This is a genomic window from Bartonella sp. OD88NMGDW, from assembly GCF_042193775.1.
GTDB classification, from domain to species: domain Bacteria; phylum Pseudomonadota; class Alphaproteobacteria; order Rhizobiales; family Rhizobiaceae; genus Bartonella; species Bartonella grahamii.
Window position 1 is genome coordinate 159,249 of record NZ_JBHIMA010000001.1, and the last position, 19,239, is coordinate 178,487.

General features: G+C 35.8%; 12 protein-coding genes and 1 tRNA gene. 7 read left to right on the forward strand and 6 right to left on the reverse strand.

Going from position 1 to position 19,239, the window contains the following annotated elements; all coding sequences use genetic code 11:
- Positions 1-56: 56 nt before the first annotated feature.
- Together ACFIJR_RS00780 and ppdK are read left to right on the forward strand one after the other, a co-directional pair.
- Positions 57-713, forward strand: a complete 657-nt coding sequence (locus tag ACFIJR_RS00780; RefSeq protein WP_375625108.1) for a DsbA family protein — start codon at positions 57-59, stop codon at positions 711-713.
- Positions 714-891: 178 nt separating this feature from the next.
- The gene (ppdK, locus tag ACFIJR_RS00785) at positions 892-3,567 is read left to right on the forward strand and encodes a pyruvate, phosphate dikinase (RefSeq protein ID WP_375648092.1); all 2,676 of its coding nucleotides are present in this window, start codon (positions 892-894) and stop codon (positions 3,565-3,567) included.
- A 1,705-nt stretch (positions 3,568-5,272) separates the two neighbouring features.
- Here the strand turns inward: ppdK and ACFIJR_RS00790 are convergent.
- On the reverse strand, positions 5,273-6,097 hold the full coding sequence (locus ACFIJR_RS00790) for a peptidoglycan-binding protein (protein WP_375653324.1): 825 nt from the start codon (positions 6,095-6,097) through the stop codon (positions 5,273-5,275).
- A gap of 1,158 nt (positions 6,098-7,255) precedes the next feature.
- On the opposite strand from ACFIJR_RS00790, the gene ACFIJR_RS00795 reads away from it, so the two are divergent.
- Both ACFIJR_RS00795 and ACFIJR_RS00800 read left to right on the forward strand, forming a co-directional pair.
- A complete protein-coding gene (locus ACFIJR_RS00795; protein WP_375625729.1) occupies positions 7,256-7,573 on the forward strand; it encodes a DUF5330 domain-containing protein in 318 nt (105 codons plus the stop codon).
- A gap of 166 nt (positions 7,574-7,739) precedes the next feature.
- Complete coding sequence (locus tag ACFIJR_RS00800) at positions 7,740-8,150, forward strand: SufE family protein (RefSeq protein ID WP_273724544.1); 411 nt, start codon at positions 7,740-7,742, stop codon at positions 8,148-8,150.
- Between the two features lie 99 nt (positions 8,151-8,249).
- Here the strand turns inward: ACFIJR_RS00800 and ACFIJR_RS00805 are convergent, their stop codons facing one another.
- Entirely contained in the window at positions 8,250-8,687 is a 438-nt protein-coding gene (locus ACFIJR_RS00805; RefSeq protein ID WP_012754848.1) for a MucR family transcriptional regulator, read from the reverse strand.
- A gap of 855 nt (positions 8,688-9,542) precedes the next feature.
- Between ACFIJR_RS00805 and ACFIJR_RS00810 the strand changes: the two genes are divergently transcribed.
- Complete coding sequence (locus ACFIJR_RS00810) at positions 9,543-11,636, forward strand: S9 family peptidase (RefSeq protein ID WP_375648835.1); 2,094 nt, start codon at positions 9,543-9,545, stop codon at positions 11,634-11,636.
- An 82-nt stretch (positions 11,637-11,718) separates the two neighbouring features.
- Here the strand turns inward: ACFIJR_RS00810 and ACFIJR_RS00815 are convergent, their stop codons facing one another.
- Positions 11,719-12,321 carry a superoxide dismutase gene (locus tag ACFIJR_RS00815; protein WP_375625105.1) on the reverse strand — a complete coding sequence of 201 codons (603 nt, stop codon included), beginning with the start codon at positions 12,319-12,321 and terminating at the stop codon, positions 11,719-11,721.
- An 871-nt stretch (positions 12,322-13,192) separates the two neighbouring features.
- Between ACFIJR_RS00815 and ACFIJR_RS00820 the strand changes: the two genes are divergently transcribed.
- Positions 13,193-13,267, forward strand: a tRNA-Gln gene (locus ACFIJR_RS00820).
- 233 nt (positions 13,268-13,500) lie between these two features.
- Here ACFIJR_RS00820 and ACFIJR_RS00825 read toward each other — a convergent pair.
- The 3 genes from ACFIJR_RS00825 to ACFIJR_RS00835 are packed head-to-tail and all read right to left on the reverse strand — an operon-like array spanning position 13,501 to position 16,947.
- Entirely contained in the window at positions 13,501-13,965 is a 465-nt protein-coding gene (locus ACFIJR_RS00825; protein WP_375648832.1) for a toxin-activating lysine-acyltransferase, read from the reverse strand.
- Positions 13,965-15,290, reverse strand: a complete 1,326-nt coding sequence (locus ACFIJR_RS00830; RefSeq protein WP_375653219.1) for an HlyD family type I secretion periplasmic adaptor subunit — start codon at positions 15,288-15,290, stop codon at positions 13,965-13,967. The genes ACFIJR_RS00825 and ACFIJR_RS00830 overlap by 1 nt, the downstream gene beginning before the upstream one ends.
- Positions 15,280-16,947 (reverse strand): peptidase domain-containing ABC transporter, encoded by a 1,668-nt coding sequence (locus tag ACFIJR_RS00835; RefSeq protein WP_375653222.1) that lies wholly within the window; start codon positions 16,945-16,947, stop codon positions 15,280-15,282. Before ACFIJR_RS00835 ends, ACFIJR_RS00830 begins: the two co-directional genes overlap by 11 nt.
- Before the next feature lie 253 nt (positions 16,948-17,200).
- Here ACFIJR_RS00835 and ACFIJR_RS00840 point away from each other — a divergent pair, with 253 nt between their 5' ends.
- Positions 17,201-17,983: a hypothetical protein gene (locus ACFIJR_RS00840; RefSeq protein ID WP_375653224.1), complete on the forward strand. Its 783-nt coding sequence runs from the start codon at positions 17,201-17,203 to the stop codon at positions 17,981-17,983.
- The last annotated feature ends 1,256 nt before the right edge of the window (positions 17,984-19,239 follow it).

Below are 19,239 nucleotides of genomic sequence, written 5' to 3' on the forward strand. Positions count from 1 at the left end.
ATATATGAGAAAGCATTGGATTCTTATTCGTTAATAACAACAGAAAAGTATTATTTATGGTAAAATATCGTTCTTTTTTATCTTTCGGGATAATTTTTCTCTTCATAACGATTGTACAAAACAGTGTAACAGTTGCTTTAGCGCGTGATCCAAAACCAGTGGCAACTGTTGATATGGAAGAGCTTCTCCAATCGGATAAAGTAAAGGATCGCTTTGAGGGAGAGGCGGATGCACCGGTCATCATTGTTGAGTATGCTTCGTTGACATGTGCCCATTGTGCGCATTTTTATAATGATATACTTCCTCAAATTCGTAAAAAATATATCAAAACAGGAAAAGTAAAACTGATTTTCCGCGATTATGCTTTTGATCCTCGCGCAACAGCAGGTTTTATGTTGGCACGGTGTGCACCAGAAGATCGCTATTTTCCTTTGATAGAAGTTTTATTTCAAAAACAAAATGAATGGGCTTTCGGAAAAGATGCTCTAACACCATTGAAAAAAATTGGCTTAATGGCTGGTTTTACAGATGAAAGTTTTACTGCATGTTTGAAAAATCAAGCCATTTTAGATGAAGTGAATGCATCCTTTGAGCGTGGTAAAGAGCTTGGTGTTACAGCAACGCCTACTTTCTTTATTAATGGTAGTAAATATGAAGGTGCCATGAAAGTAGAAGACTTTTTTTCGGTGATTGATAGTTTTCTTAAAAAATGAATCTTAATCTTCCAGAAGATGGATAGTGATACTTTTTGTCATTATCGCTTTTGGAAGGATTAATAGTATGCATTTATGAAGCAATATTTTTTGTTAAGCCGATTTTGAATCAAATCATTGCTTTTAAGTGAGCCTAGGTTGAATGATGTTTTGATGCTGATATGGGAGGATTTGTACAGTGAAAAAATGGGTTTATAGTTTTGGAGATGGAAAGGCAGAAGGAAGTGCAAGTGAGCGTAACCTTCTCGGAGGTAAAGGGGCTAATTTGGCAGAAATGAGTAATCTTGGTTTACCCGTACCACCCGGATTTACGCTGACAACAGAAGTTTGTAATTTTTATTATGCCCATGACAAATCATATCCAGAAGAGCTACAGGAATCTGTTAAGAAAGCACTAAAACGCGTTGGTGAACAAACAGGACGTGAATTTGGAAGTGAGCAAAAGCCACTTTTGCTTTCTGTTCGTTCAGGAGCTAGGGCTTCTATGCCAGGGATGATGGATACAGTGCTTAACCTTGGCATGAATGATGAGACTGTAAAAGCCATTGCTTTACAAGCTAATAATGAACGTTTTGCTTATGATAGTTATCGGCGTTTTATCCAAATGTATTCTAACGTTGTTTTGGGGTTAGATCATTCGTATTTTGAAGAAATTCTTGATGAAGCAAAAGTACGCAATGGTTACACTATTGATACAGAAATGACAGCAGATGATTGGAAGAACATTATTACTTCTTATAAAGCATATGTTGAAGAAAAATTAGGAAAACCTTTTCCACAAAATCCTGAACAGCAGTTATGGGGAGCAATTGGAGCCGTTTTTTCAAGTTGGATGACAGCACGTGCAGTTACCTATCGCCGTTTACATAATATTCCTGAAAGTTGGGGAACGGCAGTTAATGTGCAAGCTATGGTTTTTGGCAACATGGGTGAAGATTCGGCAACAGGTGTTGCTTTTACACGCAATCCATCAACAGGGAAAAAAGAGCTTTATGGTGAATTTTTAGTTAATGCGCAAGGGGAAGATGTTGTGGCGGGCATTCGAACGCCTCAAAATATTACAGAAAATGCGCGTATTGTTGCTGGCTCAAATAGGCCGTCATTAGAAAAAATTATGCCTGAGGCTTTTTTGAAATTATGTCAGATAGCGCAGAAGCTTGAGCAGCATTATCGGGATATGCAAGATCTCGAATTTACCATTGAAAAAGGTAAATTATGGATGCTTCAGACTCGTTCAGGAAAACGCACGGCTCGTGCGGCTCTCAAGATAGCAATTGAAATGGTTGAGGAGGGGTTAATAAACCGTGAAGAGGCTGTGATGCGTATTGATGCAAAGTCGCTTGACCAACTTTTGCATCCAACACTTGATCCCAAAGCAGAACGTTTTGTTATAGGACGTGGTTTACCTGCTTCTCCTGGAGCCGCAACTGGTGAAATTGTTTTTACTTCAGAAGAGGCAGAAACTGTGTCGGCAGAAGGTCGCAAAGTTATTTTGGTCCGTATAGAAACAAGCCCAGAAGATATTCATGGTATGCATGCTGCGGAAGGAATTTTAACAACGCGCGGCGGTATGACAAGTCACGCTGCTGTTGTTGCGCGGGGGATGGGAAAACCATGTATTTCTGGTGCTGGCAGTGTGCGGATTGATTATAACACAAATACGCTGTTTGCTTCAGGAGAAAGCTTTAAAAAAGGTGATGTTATCACAATTGATGGTGGAAGTGGAGAAATTTTCAAAGGGAAAGTTGCAATGTTGCAGCCTCAGCTTTGCGGAGACTTTGCAAAATTAATGGAATGGGCTGATGGGATGCGACGTATAAGAGTTCGCGCTAATGCTGATACACCATCTGATGCCCGTATGGGGCGCTCTTTTGGGGCTGAGGGTATAGGTCTTTGCCGTACGGAGCATATGTTTTTTTCTGATGAACGTATCGTGGCCATGCGTGAAATGATTTTAAGCCATGATGAAAATGGTCGTCGTAAAGCACTAGATAAGCTTTTGCCAATGCAGCGTTCAGATTTTATTGAATTATTTGAAATTATGTGTGGTTTACCTGTTACTATCCGCTTGCTAGATCCACCATTACATGAATTTTTACCTAAAACGAAAGCAGAAATTCTTGATGTTGCAACAGCTATGGGTGTTTCTGCTGAAGTTCTTGCTGAACGCGCTCAGCAGTTGCACGAATTTAATCCTATGCTTGGATTACGTGGATGCCGTTTAGCTATTACTTATCCTGAAATTGCAGAAATGCAAGCGCGGGCGATTTTTGAAGCAGCAGCAGAAGCTGCCCAAAAATCTGGATCTCCTGTTATGCTTGAAATTATGGTGCCACTTGTTGCGCTTAAATCTGAACTTGATTTTGTAAAAGCGCGTATTGATCAGGTTGCTGAGGAAGTGATGAAAGAAAAGGGAAGCACTATTCAATATATGGTTGGGACGATGATTGAGCTTCCAAGGGCGGCGCTTCGAGCAGATGAAATTGCTGAAACTGCTGAATTTTTTTCATTTGGAACAAACGATTTGACACAAACTACTTTTGGGATTTCCCGTGATGATGCTGCTCCTTTTTTGGCAACCTATTTTCAAAAAGGTCTTTTAGAGCAAGATCCTTTCGTGTCTATTGACCGTGATGGAGTAGGAGAACTTATTACCATTGCTGCACAGCGTGGACGATCAAAGCGTGCAAAAATAAAATTGGGAATTTGCGGTGAACATGGAGGCGATCCTGCCTCTATTGCTTTATGTGAAGAAAATAACCTAGATTATGTTTCGTGTTCTCCTTTTCGAGTACCAATTGCTCGTTTAGCAGCAGCTCAAGCCGCAATAGCAAAAAAGGGTATAATGGGTTAATATTTTTTTGTTGTATAGTTATTACTAAAATAAATTTTTATATATTCTTTTATTTTCTTTAATAAAGGAAATAAAGTGCTTCTAAAATGCACGATAAGTTATGTTACACGAGAAAGTGTTTTTTTGAGAAGTTTATGAGAGAAAATATGAAGCAGGATAGACAAAGATGTATTATTAATACACTTTCTATTGACGAACCTCTTGATAGAGAGAAATGTGTTATTGTGCAGTCAATTTACACGTTTGCTTTTTTATAGGGGAATGAATTCCTCACGCAAAATAGAATGCTCCAAACAAATGCATTTTTTTGCACATCATGCTGTTTGAGATAGACATTTCTCAGTGGATGCCCCATTTCACATTGACATTCGTGGAATGGGGATTGTGTAAAATTTCCCGTAAGTTTATAAAAATCTTCCCAAAGTATATAAACTCTACTATGCACTACCATCTTTACATTTATGAAGGAATATCAAAGTTATACAATATGTTGATTTATAATGATAATTTATCATTTCAACTTCTTTTATAATGAATCAATCAAAACCATGTTTTTTGCATGTTACAGGCGGAATTAGCGTCTGTGAATAAAAATAAAGCAAGGATATGCTTCTTATGAATCATCTCAAGTGTCAAGAGCTGTCACAAATTGAAGGTAGGTATAGTGTTGTAATGGTGCCCGGCTTGCTTCGTCACAAGCATAAAGATGATAGCGCACAAGTGGGGTTGCTATTATTATTCACGGGCCGTTGTTGCGAAATGGGCTTGGGTGCTTTAGAAATGTTTTTTTAAGAAAGCCCGTGAATGGCAATCCACATATATTCCGTTTAGGACATTTTGTTTTACGTGAGGAGGCGTGGGCCCAAAAAGATACGAGCTAAAAAAAGCATGAGGCAATAGGTAATCTCCATTATTTTAAAGACATTGCTTTAGATGTCTTTGAAAGTCGTAAAGCTGAATTAAAAGGAAATGGCAAAGATGAAAATTGGTTTCTCCCCTTAAAATTTCATATTCTTCCCAAATTAGACTGTCTCTCTGTTTCAGAGAGTATACAAACAGAGATACGTAATGCCCTTGCCTCCTATTTGGCATACAAAAGCTATAGCAGTTGAGAAAGTACTAAACTGTCTTAACATTTGCTTCAAACATGCTGCTGCGTTAGGTTTAGATGTTAATTTATAGGCGACACCAAAAGCACACGTTCTCTTAGAAAACAACGTCATAAAACACAAAACTTTCCAGCAATAGATTGGAGAGAATTGCCGATTTTTTATCAGACACTTTGCGAAACAACAACCATAATACAACTAGCTTTACGTCTACTTATCCTTACAGATGTTTGCACAAATTCTTTGCATCATATTTATAAAGATCAAATTGACGATAAGATATGGACAATTAGTGGCTCGATAATATGAAAGGTTTACGTGATACTACAAAAATTTCGTGTCCTTTTATCATCAGAAGCAATAAAAATTCTAGAACGACCGCGTTTGCTATTTTGCAATATTTCTTTTTTCTGCAATCGGTTGTGGTTTTCTTACAGCAAGTTGTATGGCTCAATATGTAATGTGTAAGAAAACCATTCTGATCGATTGAATATAAGAGGGCTTGAGATGAAGGAATGTTTGAGGGCATTAAACAAGCGAAAGATGAATTATCATTATAAATTAAGAGATTATTTTTATAGTATAGATGATTAGCTTCAATTTAATAAACCAATTTCACGCATTTTCATTAAAATTGTGTGATTAATTTTACCTGTTACAGGAAGATCAAACATTTTTTGAAATTGTTTTAAGGCTTCTATCGTCTTTTGATCTTCTATTCCTGTGACAATAACCTCTTCATTCCCAAAAATATGTAAAGCTTTTTGCACTTGTATAATATCTTCGACAGAAGGCTCTGAAATAGCTTCTTTTAAGTGCGTCATATTTTTTGTTTCTATTTCGCTCTGCTTAATTAATATCGCAATTTCATCTGTTGCGGGATTAGATAGAACATTCTTTTGCATTCTCTGAGCAGCTTGTTGTTTCCATAAAGTGATGGCACGGCGTGTTTTAGGTCCTTCCAGTCCATCTAAAGGTCCATCATAAAGTCCTAATTTTGCTAGTTCTTTTTGCTTTTCCAGCATGCTTGCTGATTGAGGAGGTAAAGGTGAATTTGTATGGTGATGACTTGGAGAATGTAGAGAAGTTACACGAGAGAGTTCTTGTGATTTTGCTTCTTTTTCCAATAAAGTAGAGCTCTTTCCTATACTTTGAACGGAGGAAAATTTCATTTGAGTTAAAATATTTTGATGCGTTGTCATTTGCGAAAATAAAGCATTAAATGAAATAAATAAAAAACTAATGCTAAAAAGAAGAGATCCAACAAAAAATAAAGTATTTTTTCGTGTATAGAAATAAATAGTTTTTGCTATCCAAAAAATAAAATGAAAAATTATAAGAAGAAGTGTTATAACAATACTACTAGAGTATTTACGGTGTTTTACAGTTTTTTTTCGGGTCGTCTTTCGTTTTTTTGTCATCATTTTTATTTTCAGTTGCGTTTATGTTTCACAAAGAAACGAATGCAAATTAGTTCTTACTTTTCGCTAGAGAGAAATGCATTTACATTATTGTTTTTTCCTTTCAAACTCCTAGAATAAGCAGCTTCATTCTATGAATGTATAAGTTGATCAATCAACAAGAGCTCTTATCAATTTTCATTAATTTCAGATTTTACAAATCTTTCAATATGTATAAAGAGAACATCGAATGATTAACGTTCAAGAGCATTTTAGTGTTTGCAAACTGCATTATCACATATAATCATCTCAATAATAATATCACGTTATTCTTCATTTTTGGCGCAGGTGTTTGCCTATCATTTAAAAACAAGTTAGAGACTATTTTTCTATAACGTTAAAAAGATAAGAGTCATTATATTCTTTACAATTTACATATATAGGGTTACTTTTCTGTAAACGGTTTGGTGAGAATACTGGTCTCTTAAGGTTATTATATTTTAGTGGAGCTACTTTTGTATCAATTAAATTGATGTTTACAATGTTATAGAAAAACTTGTCTTGAGATATTGAGATGGAGTTATAAGAGATGAAGCTATTGTTTGATCTTTTGATCGACATATTGATCATGTTGGTGATGTTCTAGTAAAAGTTTTATAGATAATATAAATATTTTATCACTACTAGAGTCAGAATAACAGAGTCTGACTCTTTTTAGCCTTTTCAACTAAGCTAAGATGATGAACTATTATTTAAAATAAGTATGTACACAATATGGAAAAGAAATTGGACTCTGTGTTTAATCCTTATCTCATTGCTACACTTTCTTGTGGAATAATTGCTACACTTTCTTGTGGAATAAAAGGTTATAAATGTGGGGGGTACATTTCTTAACTCTTATGCACGATCATGGTTATATCTCTCACTTTTTATCATGGTATGTTCATTAATATGATCAGCCTGTAAGTGTATAATTGGGATGTTAAATTTTTACTGAATAGACAATGTATCCCATTTTATACAGCGGCATTGTGCCATATTTATAAAAAAGCCAATGATATAGATCCAATAAATGAATACTCAATTTTATAAAAAACAAATTTTATAAATTGTTTATAAAGAAACAGTGTATAAAATGCTTCTTTTATTGTATTTACCACTGCGGTACATTGATTGCCCATGATACGTTTTTTAATCAAATTATCATTTTTTTTATTTTTTATTTTTGTCATTATTTCATTTTTTGTAGCAGATCCAAACAGTAACCATTCTTCTAGCCCCAAAAATAATGAGACAACAACGAGCGATGTGATTATTGCTTTTAAGAAAGCTTTAAATGACTTAGGAGCATTTTGTGACCGTAATATAGAAACCTGCAAAGTAGGAAAATCATTTTTAAGTTCACTTGGTGAACGCGCATATTACGGTGCGAGAGCTGCTTATGAATATTTAGGCAACATATTAGGGAACAACAATAATATCAGAGATTTCCCCTAATGTTTCTTGCAAAATCGCAATACAAGAGTTCTTATAAAGCCATACAATGTTATCTTGAAATAAGGATTTTTAACGTTCTTTGTGTTATTTATGTTAGGAAGAATAAATATTTATTTTTTATAAGTGTATTTAAGAATGATTATTCAAACGAAACAGGACTAAAATAATGGCGGAAACAATCGGTAATATCATAGAGAACTTTTCGCTTTTGGATAATTGGGAAGATCGTTATCGTTATGTCATTGAGCTTGGTCATGAATTGCCACCTTTTCCGGAAAGCGCTAGAAACGATGCTCACAAAGTTCCTGGTTGTGTTAGCCAAGTGTGGCTTTTATCTTCACGTAATAACTCAGAAGATCCAATATTGACGTTTCAAGGTGATTCCGATGCTCATATTGTGCGTGGACTTATTTACATACTTCTTGCTTTTTATTCAGGCAAAAAAGCTTCTGAAATTCGCAATTCTGATGCTCAAGAGCTCTTTGAAAAACTTGGTTTAAATGAAAATCTTACACCACAACGATCAAATGGTCTGAAATCAATGATTAAACGGATTCGTAACGAAAGCTATATATAATCCCCTTGGTAGAAATTATTATATATACAAAAACTTCACACAAAACATGTATACTAAAATCAAATTTATACACAAAACCATTATTTTCGCAAAATAAGATTATTTAGTTTTTTTCCGTTTACTTTTGCGTCCAAGACCCATTTCTTTGGCCAAAGCTGATCGTGTTTTTGCATAATTAGGCGCCACCATAGGATAAGAACTATCTAACTGCCATTTTTCACGATATTCCTCTGGCAACATTCCATAATGTGTCATGAGATGACGCTTTAGAGATTTAAATTTCTTTCCATCTTCAAGGCAAATGAGATAATCAGGAAATACTGAACGCTTTGGATTAACGGCAGGCCTTTGTTTTTCAACTTCGACTTCTGTTAACTCTAGATTTCCTGCTTTACGAAAAGCAGCATGGACATCAGCAATTAAACTTGGCACTTCAGTCGGTCGAATAGAATTATTACTCACGTAGGCAGCAACAATATCAGCAACCAATGTAATAACTAAATTGCTTTCAGTCTCTAAGACTGCACGATGTTCCATTCTTGTTTCCTTTAATTTAAAATTGAGTAATTCAAAATCGAGATATAGTGCATATACTCATGATATAAAGATCTCATGCACAAGAGTTTCATATTGTACAAAAATCTTTTTTGTCAATTCAATTATTCTATAAAATTGCCAAAACACAAAAAAATCAAATAAATACCTCTTTTTTGTCATAATATAAAATAAGAAAAACGAAATTATTACATGCTAAAATATATTTTTACCCTATAACATATCATACATAATATACAATACATTACAAATATAAAAAAATATAGGATAAAATTTATTTATTTTTTTTGATAATGTAAAAATAAAATTACTAATTATAAAAATATAATATATAAATTAGTATTTTTTATTTTGAATATTTATAATTGAGTAATTTTATTTTTAATAAATTTTAAATTTATTTTTATTATTTATACTTATTAAATTTAATAATAAATAACAATCTATATTATAAATAAGACACAGTGGAATTACTTATAATATAAAACTATTCATTAAAACGACATATAATATTTTTATGTTTTATACACAAACGAAAACACTTTAAATATACTTATTGCTTTCTATAAAGTTATAAGATTATACTGTTTCAAAAAAAATCAATTCTTTTTCTCATAGTTTAATTGTCTTACCAGTCACTTTCGTTATAAAAATGGTATTATATCCCTAGAAAACAATAGCTGTGATATGTAATGGACAGAAAGATATTAGTTTTAAAAATTATCATGGCGCTATTTTTACAAGTGAATAGAACTTATAGATTTTTACACTTGCATCAATAATTGTGATTCTAACATATAAACGAAGCTGTTAACATATTTTAATATAGGATTGTGTATGACCCGCACTTTTGCAATTCCTCCCAAAGCATCTAGAATCACTCATAAGGAAATATATCATGGTATTTTTCGTGATGATCCCTATCATTGGTTACGTGCGTCTAACTGGCAAGATGTTTTTAAAGATCCTAACTGTCTTGATCCAAATATTCGACATTATCTTGAAAAAGAAAATGCTTATCAATCAGCTCAAATGGCTGATACAAAACCATTACGAGATTTGCTTTTTACCGAAATGAAAAACAGGATCCACGAGAATGATAGTTCTGTTCCTATAAAACATGGTCCTTTTGCTTACGGATTCTCTTATGTTACCGGAGGCCAACAACCACATTATTTTCGGACACCAAGGAATGGCGGAGAAAAAAACGTGTACCTTAATGGTGATGTCTTGGCAGAAGGCAAAGAATATTTCAAATTTGGTTCAGTTCAAGAATCTCCTGACCATATACATGTGGTATGGACCTATGATGACAAAGGATCAGAATTCTATACAGCTAAAATTCGTAATTTTGAGACATTGTCTGACTGTATGGACACAATTACTGATACATCTGGTCAAATTGTATGGGATGCTAAATCTGAAGGTTTTTTCTATACTAAAATGGATAAAAATCACCGACCTTCAGAGCTCTATTATCACCGATTAAACACTGATCAATCACAAGATAAGCTTATTTTTCGCGAAGACAATCCAAGTTTTTTCTTAGATGTAAGCGGCTCTAAGCTTAACGATATTATTTATATTAATATTCATGATCATGAAACATCAGAGATCTGGTTGATTCCTGCTGAGGCGCCTTTTACTAATCCCCAATGTGTACGGAAACGACAAAAAGGTATTGAATATTCACTTACAGCAGGTGGTGATGTCTTCTATATTCTGACCAATCTAGATAATGCAAAAGATTTCAAAATTATGGTAGCGCCATATACATCCCCACAATCAGAAAATTGGTCTGAGTTTGTCCCACATCAGCTTGGGTGCCTAATCTTATCCCATGATGCTTATCAAGATTTTCTTGTCTGGATCGAACGGTTTGAGGGGCTTCCACGTATAAAGGTAATGGAACGTACCACTAAACAAGTTAATTCCATTGCTTTTACTGAAGAGGCTTATTCTTTAGGTCTACAAGGGGTTGCAGAATATAACAGTCCAACTATTCGTTTTTCCTATTCGTCTATGACAACACCTGATCAAGTGTTTGATTATGAGATGAAAAGTCGTAAACGAATGCTTTTAAAAACGCAAATAATTCCCTCTGGGCATAATAAAGATGCATATGTAACACGACGTATTACAGCAATAGCAGACGATGGTGAGAAGATTCCTATTTCACTTTTTTATCACAAAAACACTCCTCTTGATGGTGGTGCGCCTTGTCTGCTTTACGGTTATGGTGCTTATGGGATCTCTATTCCTGCCAGTTTCAATAGTAATATACTTTCTCTAGTAAACAGAGGTTTTATTTACGCGATTGCTCATATTCGCGGAGGAAAAGAAAAGGGAGTAGAATGGTATGAGAAAGGAAAACATCTCTTTAAGCACAATACATTTACAGATTTTATTGCTTGTGGGCGTTACCTCGTAAACAATAAATTCACTTCTCACGACCGGCTTATTGCTCATGGTGGTTCAGCAGGGGGCATGTTGATGGGAGCCATTGCCAATATAGCTCCACAGGATTTTGCTGGAATCGTAGCGAATGTGCCTTTTGTTGATGTCTTAGCGACAATGTTAGATGCTTCATTGCCACTCACACCTCCAGAATGGGCCGAATGGGGGAATCCTCTTGAATCAGAAGAAGATTATAAGCTTATTGCTTCCTATTCGCCCTACGATAATGTCAAAGCTCAAAACTATCCCCCTATACTTGTGATGGCAGGATTAACAGATCCTCGTGTAACTTACTGGGAGCCTGCAAAATGGGTGGCAAAATTACGAGACTTAAAAACAGACGATAATGCAATTTTATTACGTATTAATATGGATTCAGGGCACGCTGGTGCAGCTGGACGTTTTTCAAAGCTAGAAGAAATTGCCTATATCTATGCATATATTCTAAAGATAACAGGGAAAGACTGTTGCTAATCCATAATATCTTTGTTTGAAAGTCCCTCATAATTTATTGGTTTATAGGGACTTTCATACACTAAAAAATTATCTAGATAGCTTAAAGTTCACATTCTTCATAAAGTTTCAAAACATAGTCCCAATTAATTAAATGGTCTACAAAGGATTCGAGGTACTTCGGTCGAGTATTGCGGTAATCAATGTAATAGGAATGTTCCCACACATCGACACCTAAAATAGGCCGAGCATTGTGAATTAAGGGATTTTCGCCATTAGGCGTTTTCATAATTTCAAGCTTGCCATCTTTAACAGCAACCCACGCCCATCCAGAACCAAATTGGGCACTAGCAGCAGCAATAAAATCAGCGCGGAATTTGTCGTAACCACCTAGATCAGCGTCAATAGCTTTTGCTAACTTTTCAGGAAGTTTTTGGCCACCACCATCTTTTTTCATCCAAAGCCAAAAGTGGTTATGATTGTAATACTGTGCTGCATTATTAAACAAACCAATATTTTTTCCAAAACTTTTTTTAACAATATCTTCAAGGCTTTCATTTTCTAAGCCTAACTCTTTCACAAAATTATTGGTGTTGTTAAGATAAGCGAGGTGATGCTTATCATGATGATATTCAAGCGTTTCGCGTGACATATAAGGTGAAAGGGCATCGTAATCATAAGGCAACGGGGGCAATTCAAAAGCCATTTAAAAATCTCCTCGATTCTAATTGTTAAGCTTACTTCATAAGCCTAATTTGCCATTTACCGAATTTAAAAGCAAATGTTGAATACCTATTTGTATGAAATTAGTTTTAATGTCTCTCTTTTTGTAAAAGAAGCTTTTAGGAAATGCATGCTCATTAATCAAAAGGTCCTCGGTCTATATAAAGATTGCTTCTGAAGATTTTTTACATCTATGAATGGGTAATAAATATCATTATCTTTTGAATAAAAAGTAAATGGAAATAGCTATTATTCCTTGTTTTTGTATCTATATTTTTTCAAATACCATATAAAATGTTTTTAATTTTTGCAAAACTCTTCTAACCTATAGGTGTATCATAGTGTTTTCAACAGAATATTAAGTGTTATTTTTTAGGAGATATTTTTCAATGTGCTTGATTTCATTTTATGGCGCTACCCATGAATAATATAATGTAAAAGCCAGTGGACATTACCATCTTTACGCTTAATAAAAGAGCACAGCAGCACTATCACATACTTTACCGGTCCCCAATGGTGACAGCTTTTATCTTAATGAAGCAAGATGAGATTTGAATATATCAAGAAAAGCAAATCATATGCTAATTTATTAGATACATGAGTAAACTACAAGATTTTCATTTTCTGTTCCTAGGACATCAATACAAAGAGCAAAATAATTGGTGGATAAATGGTTTCTATTTGTGTTAAAAGCACAACCGTATATCAGTTTCTGCTACGAATTTGTATTGATGCAATGCCATACAAGACTCAGGCACTTTATGATAAAAAAGTAAGGTCTTTGATTTTCAGATATTGCGTCCAATCACAGGAATCGCTATAAGGTGCAAGAGTTGCTATAAAGCATGTTTTTTTGGGGTATAGCCAAGCGGTAAGGCACCGGTTTTTGGTACCGGCATTCCCTGGTTCGAATCCAGGTACCCCAGCCAATTCTAGTAAAATTAGTTAATCAAATTTCGGCTTGAGAGTGGATCAATCCCCTTAACCGTCTGTTGCTATTCATAGCAAGTCTGGTAAGCTGAAAAATACCCATTTGTAGCGGATTAGCTCTAAATATGGAAAGGCTTTCTTTTACTATAGCTATCGCTTAAAGAGCTCTTTTAAAAGCTTCTTTTTTATAAGAGGGAGGGGAAATGGTTTATCCGCACTTGCTTTAGAAAAACTATTTGGCTGGATTTTGTGCTCTGTAGCAACACCAGCGCGCAATTTTTCGTATTTCACCATCTTCATTACGTCGAACAGCGTAGCAATAATGCTGATTAGGAAACACATACCGCTGCATGTCACGTACCATACCAGCAGCATGTCCATAGGGTGCTACACAATCAATAAACCATACGTATTTTCCATTCTGCCAATTGGCATCGGATAAAAATTCTCCCTTTTCAAGCATAGATTGATGATTTTTTTCATCTAAAAAAGCCCAAGTGATAAAGGCACAAAATTCTCCACGTTCATTTTTATAGAGTTTATATTGCCCAGTCTGTAAGGCGGGTCCTATGTTGCGTTCAATATCCCAGATTCGCCAGCGGCGGTATAAGGGAGATGTAAGCATTAAAACAATCATGGCACCCAAAGCCGTAAGAGGATCTATGAGTGATGGTGATGAATTTTCATTTACAGACATTATCTTTCCTTTAGAGATTGTTCTAAAACTTTGGTAATAGGTTCAAAGAAATAGGAAATGAGACGCCGTTTTGAGGTAATGACATCCGTTGTCACAGTCATGCCAGGGATAAATTTAAGATGTTTGTTATTCAAAGTGATGTGATCTTGGTCAATTTTGATTAAAACAGCATAGACACCATTAATTTCTTTATTATAGCGCGCTGTAGCGCCTACATTAACGACTGTACCGTGGATAACACCGAAACGTTCAGGTGGAAAGGCAGAAAACTTGATGTAAGCACGTTGGCCCTTTTCTAAAAAACCAATATCTCGATTATCAAAAAACGCTTCAACAATGAGACCGCCCGCACCAGGGACAATGCGCATGAGAGTTTTACCAGCTTCTACAAAGCCGCCCAAAGTATGGATACTTAAATCATCGATACGTCCATCAACAGGTGCATAAAGTGATAAGTGGTCAAGATGGTATTGAGTGCTATCAAGCTTTGCTTTTAATCCTTGAAGATTCAGTTCTGTTTCACGCGAAAGTTGCCGATAGCGGGCGATTTCATCGGAAATGAGACTTTTCCGTTGTTGGCGGAGGGTGTTTATTTCGGCGGCATTTTCTTCCAAACGTCTTTGATTGGTTAAAATTTCATGCTCGACATTTTTAAAGTCATGTAAACGCTCTAAATAAAAGGCTTGGCTAATGACTTTTGTTTCCATTAGGCTTTTTGCAGCTTTTAATTTTCCTTGGCTTAATTGACGATCATCTTCCAACCTATCTAATTGCGCATGTTGTGTTGCACCGCTGCGCTCGACGCGGTCCGCTTGTGCTTTTAGCGCTCTTAATTTATCTTGGAGAGATTGAAGGGTAGCGCTAATGAGTTTTTCCCCTTCTATTCTTGCAGTCTGATTGCCAGAAGGAGGAGCTGGCAGATAGGCAAGCCCTTTGGTCACAAAATCTTTATCCAAAGGATCACTTTCATGCAAAGCTGTTAAAATAGCTGTTGCGATTTGTGCTTGAAGGGTTTGTTGCGCGATATCTGCTTGAACACGTGCGCACTCATTGAGGGCTTCACGAGGATCTAATTGAATAAGGAGATCACCTTGATGAACAAATTGCCCTTCTTTTACAAGGATTTTCTCAATGCGTCCTGTATTTTGCGCTTGGACCAGCTGAACATAGGTGGTGGGAATAACACTTCCTTGTCCTCGTGCAACAATCTCTGTTTTTGCGATAAAGCTGCCGATCACAATAAAGAGAAATAAGGTGACCAAAACAGCAACAACCATATGAAGCGTTGGTGACAAAGGGCGCAAATAGGGAGCTTTATCTGCCATTTTTTGCCTCCAAATCAGTAAAGTTTAAGACGGTTGCATGCTGAGGAAAGAGGTCACTTTTGTGGGTAATAACAAGAACAATATGTTCTTGCGAAAGTTTATATAAATGCTCAACAATTTGTGCACTGACAGTGTCATCCAATGCGGAAGTAGGTTCATCCAAAATAAGAAGGCTTGGGTTTATCAGAAAGAAACAAGCTAAAGCCAAGCGTTGGCGCTGACCACCTGATAAAAAACCACCTTGCTCTCCTACTTGAGTATTAAGTCCTAAAGGCAACTGAGCAATCAAATCATGGCAAGCACTAACATATAGTGCAGCGTCGATTTCATCTTTAGTGGCATCTGGTTTAGCAAGAAGCATATTCTCAAGAATAGTTCCGGAAAAAAGGCAAGGATTTTGAGGAAAATACGCGATTGTTTTACGCACGCTACGGACATCAAAATTCTGTAAAGGTTGGGCGTTAATCAATATCTTTCCGCTTGTTGGGGGGTAGAGTCCACAAAGGAGCTTCGCCAAGGTTGTTTTTCCGCACCCTGAAGGACCAAGTAACATAATTGGTTGCCCAGGTTGTAAACAGACATCAAGATGATTGATAATGGACTTATCTCCATAAGAAAAACAGAGATCGTTGGCTTCAAGATGAGGAGGAGCGCTGAGTTGAAGAGGCGGCTTTTCTTCTTCCCATTCTGAAGGGGAGTTAAGAATATCGCCCAAACGAAGACGAGAGATTTTCAAATGCTGCCATTCTTCCCATAGGGATGCAAGGCTTAAGATAGGACCAGAAACATTTCCAGCGAGGAGATGAAAGGCAATAAGTTGCCCTAGTGTAATCTGGTTTTGAAGAACTGCCTGAGCACCAAAAAAGATAATAAAAATAGTGAAAAGATCACCAAAAATATGGCTCATGGCTCCATTGAGAAGATGCAATTTACTGGTTGTAAGGCTTTGATCTAAACTACGGGCTAAAGTTTCTTGCATGCGTATTGTATGAGCAGATTCTTTTACGTGTGCTTTAATGGCTTCAAGATTGGTAAAACTTTCAATAAGGCGCGATTTATGGACAGCTTGCAGAGTGAAAGCACGGCGTAATTGGCGGCGCAAGAAGGGACCGACCAACGCTAAAGAACCCATTTGTAAAGGTAAAATGATAAGGACAATGAAGGTCAGTTTCGGACTAATGGAAAAGAGTGCAGCAATATAAATAATGGCAAACAGAACATTTAGCACAGTTGTGGCGATGGTTCCTGTTAAAAAACCGCGAATTGTATCAACTTCTCCAATACGTGAAAACAATTCTCCCACTTGCCAACGGCGTAAAGTGGGCAAGGAGAGACTTAAAAGATGGGTGTAAATGCGCCGTCCAAATTCTAGCGTAAGCCGATTGGCTAAATAGGCACCTAAGTAGCCTGATAGAGTGCTAAGAGCTGTGCTAAACAGCATGATAGCAACCATCAAGACAACGATAGCATAGAGACTTTCAATACGCTGAAAAGGGAGAATACGGTCGATAATCGCTTGAAAAATAAAAGGATTCACCAAGCCCAGCAAACGCAAAACAACAGCAACGCAACTGAGTTCGATGACATAATAGATATATTTCTTTGTTGTTCTTGTAAACCAAGAGAATGATACAGGTTTTTCTTGTGAATGACTCATTTGAATTTATGATTTTATTTAAGAGAAAGAGCGATTGATGTCGCATATTTAAACAGTATTGTAAATAGTATTATATTTATACAAAATATACATTTTGTGTGAATATAATATAAACATAATGTATTTATTTTTTATACAGTATTTTATTGTTATTTATACAAATTATGTTTGACTTATTATAAAATGAATAATAATGAAATTCCCACTGTATCGTTGTGATACAGTTATTTTTAATAATAAAAGGAGGATTTAAATGGGTAGTTCAAGCTCATCAAATGATTCAAGTAGTAACTCACATCCAAAAAGTTGGCTTTTTCCAGAAGATGATTATAGTACAGGCGCTCATGCCCAAGCAGCAGGTACAGGTGGCATCATAGGAGACGTAATAGGAGGTATTGCTGGACCGGGAGGTGTCAGTTCTGGCTTACTCGGTGGAGCAGTAAGCGGCGGAATAGGAGGAGCTGGTGATTCAAGTAGTAACTCACATCCAAAAAGTTGGCTTTTTCCAGAAGAAGATGATTGTAGCCCAGGAGCTCATGCCCAAGCAGCAGGTGCAGGCAGCATCATAGGAGAAATAATAGGAGGTATTGCTGGTGCAGTTGGAGGTCTTTTTTCTGGACCGAAAGGTGTCGGTTCTGGCTTTGTCAATGGAGCAATAGGAGGTGGACTAGCAGGAGCTGGTGACGCTGTGGTAGATAAATACAATGCATGCCATACGGCACCAAGTTGTGAAACAATCGATTATGTTGAAGCAGCTGCCATACACGGAGGCATAGGAGCAGCAGCTGGTTTCGTAACTGGTGCAGGTGTAGTAGCAAGCGGATTAGGAGGAGCTGCTAACGGTTTTATAAATAAGTACAATGAATGCCATCCGAATCCAAGTTGTGAAACAATCGATTATGTTGAAGCAGCTGCCATAAAGGGAAGCGCAGGAGCATTAATTGGTGTATTAAGGGGGCCAGGTGGAATAGCCACAGGCGGATTAGGAGGAGTTGCTACAGGTTTAATAGATAAGTACAATCAATGCCATCCGTAAAGTGGAAGAACACTGTTTCTAATTTATTTAGAAAATAACAATAAAGATATTTCTGAGATCAGTGATATTATAAACATACTTTAAAGCTATGGCTAAACTGATTTCAGGGATATTTTTGTATATGATAATAGATATTTTATTTTGGATTTTTTTGTTATGAATACTTTTACTAGCTCCTTAATGGCAACGTTTATATACGAATTTTTAATGATTCTTTATAATATGCTTAAAGGTGGGAATTGGAGTATAAAAATGGAAATATTATCAACAATTAGGTTTTTTATACTATATTATGCTGCAAATTTATTAATTGAATATACGGGAATTTTAAAATAATATAGAATTACGTTATTATCAGCATTTTATTATTTATCATAATTTATACATTTTACAAATTATATTTGATTTTTTTGCTAAATAGCATGCATCATCAGATGATTAAAGTAGTAACTCACATCCCAAAAGTTGGCTTTTTCCAGAATAAGATGGTTGTAGCGCAGGCGCTCATGCCCAAGCAGCAGGTGCAGGCGGTCTCGTGGGAGCCGTATTAGGAGGAGGGGCTGGGTGCAGTAGCTGGTCTACCTAGAGCAGTAGGAGGCGGATTATTAGGAGCTGCTATCGGTTTTAAAGATAAGTACAATCAATGCTATCCGTAAAGTGGAAGAACACTGTTTCTAATTTATTTAGAAAATAACGATAAAGATATTTCTGAGATCAGTGATATTGTAAACATACTTTAAAGCTATGGTAATTGATTTCAGGGATATTTTTGTTTAAGACAATAGATATTTTATTTTGGATTTTTTTGTTATGAATAATTTTACTGGCGCCTTATTGGTAACGTTTATATATGGATTTTCAATTTTTTTTTACAATAGATCTAAAGGTAAGAACTGGAGTATAAAAAGGAAAATATTATCAACAATTACGTTTTTTATATTATATTATTTTGGAATTTTATTAGTTAAATATATAGGAATTTTAAAATAATATAGAATTACGTTATTATCATTATTTTATTATTTATTATAATTTATATATTTTTACAAATTATATTTGATTTTTTGCTAAATAGCATGCTTATCAAATGATTAAAGTAGTAACTCACATCCAAACAGTTGGCTTTTTCCAGAAGAAGATGATTGTAGCGCAGGCTCTTATGCTCAACAGTAGGCACAGACGGTCTCGTGGGAGCCCCCCGTAATTAGGAGGAGGGGCTTGGGTGCAGTAGCTGGTCTACCTAGAGCAGTAGGAGG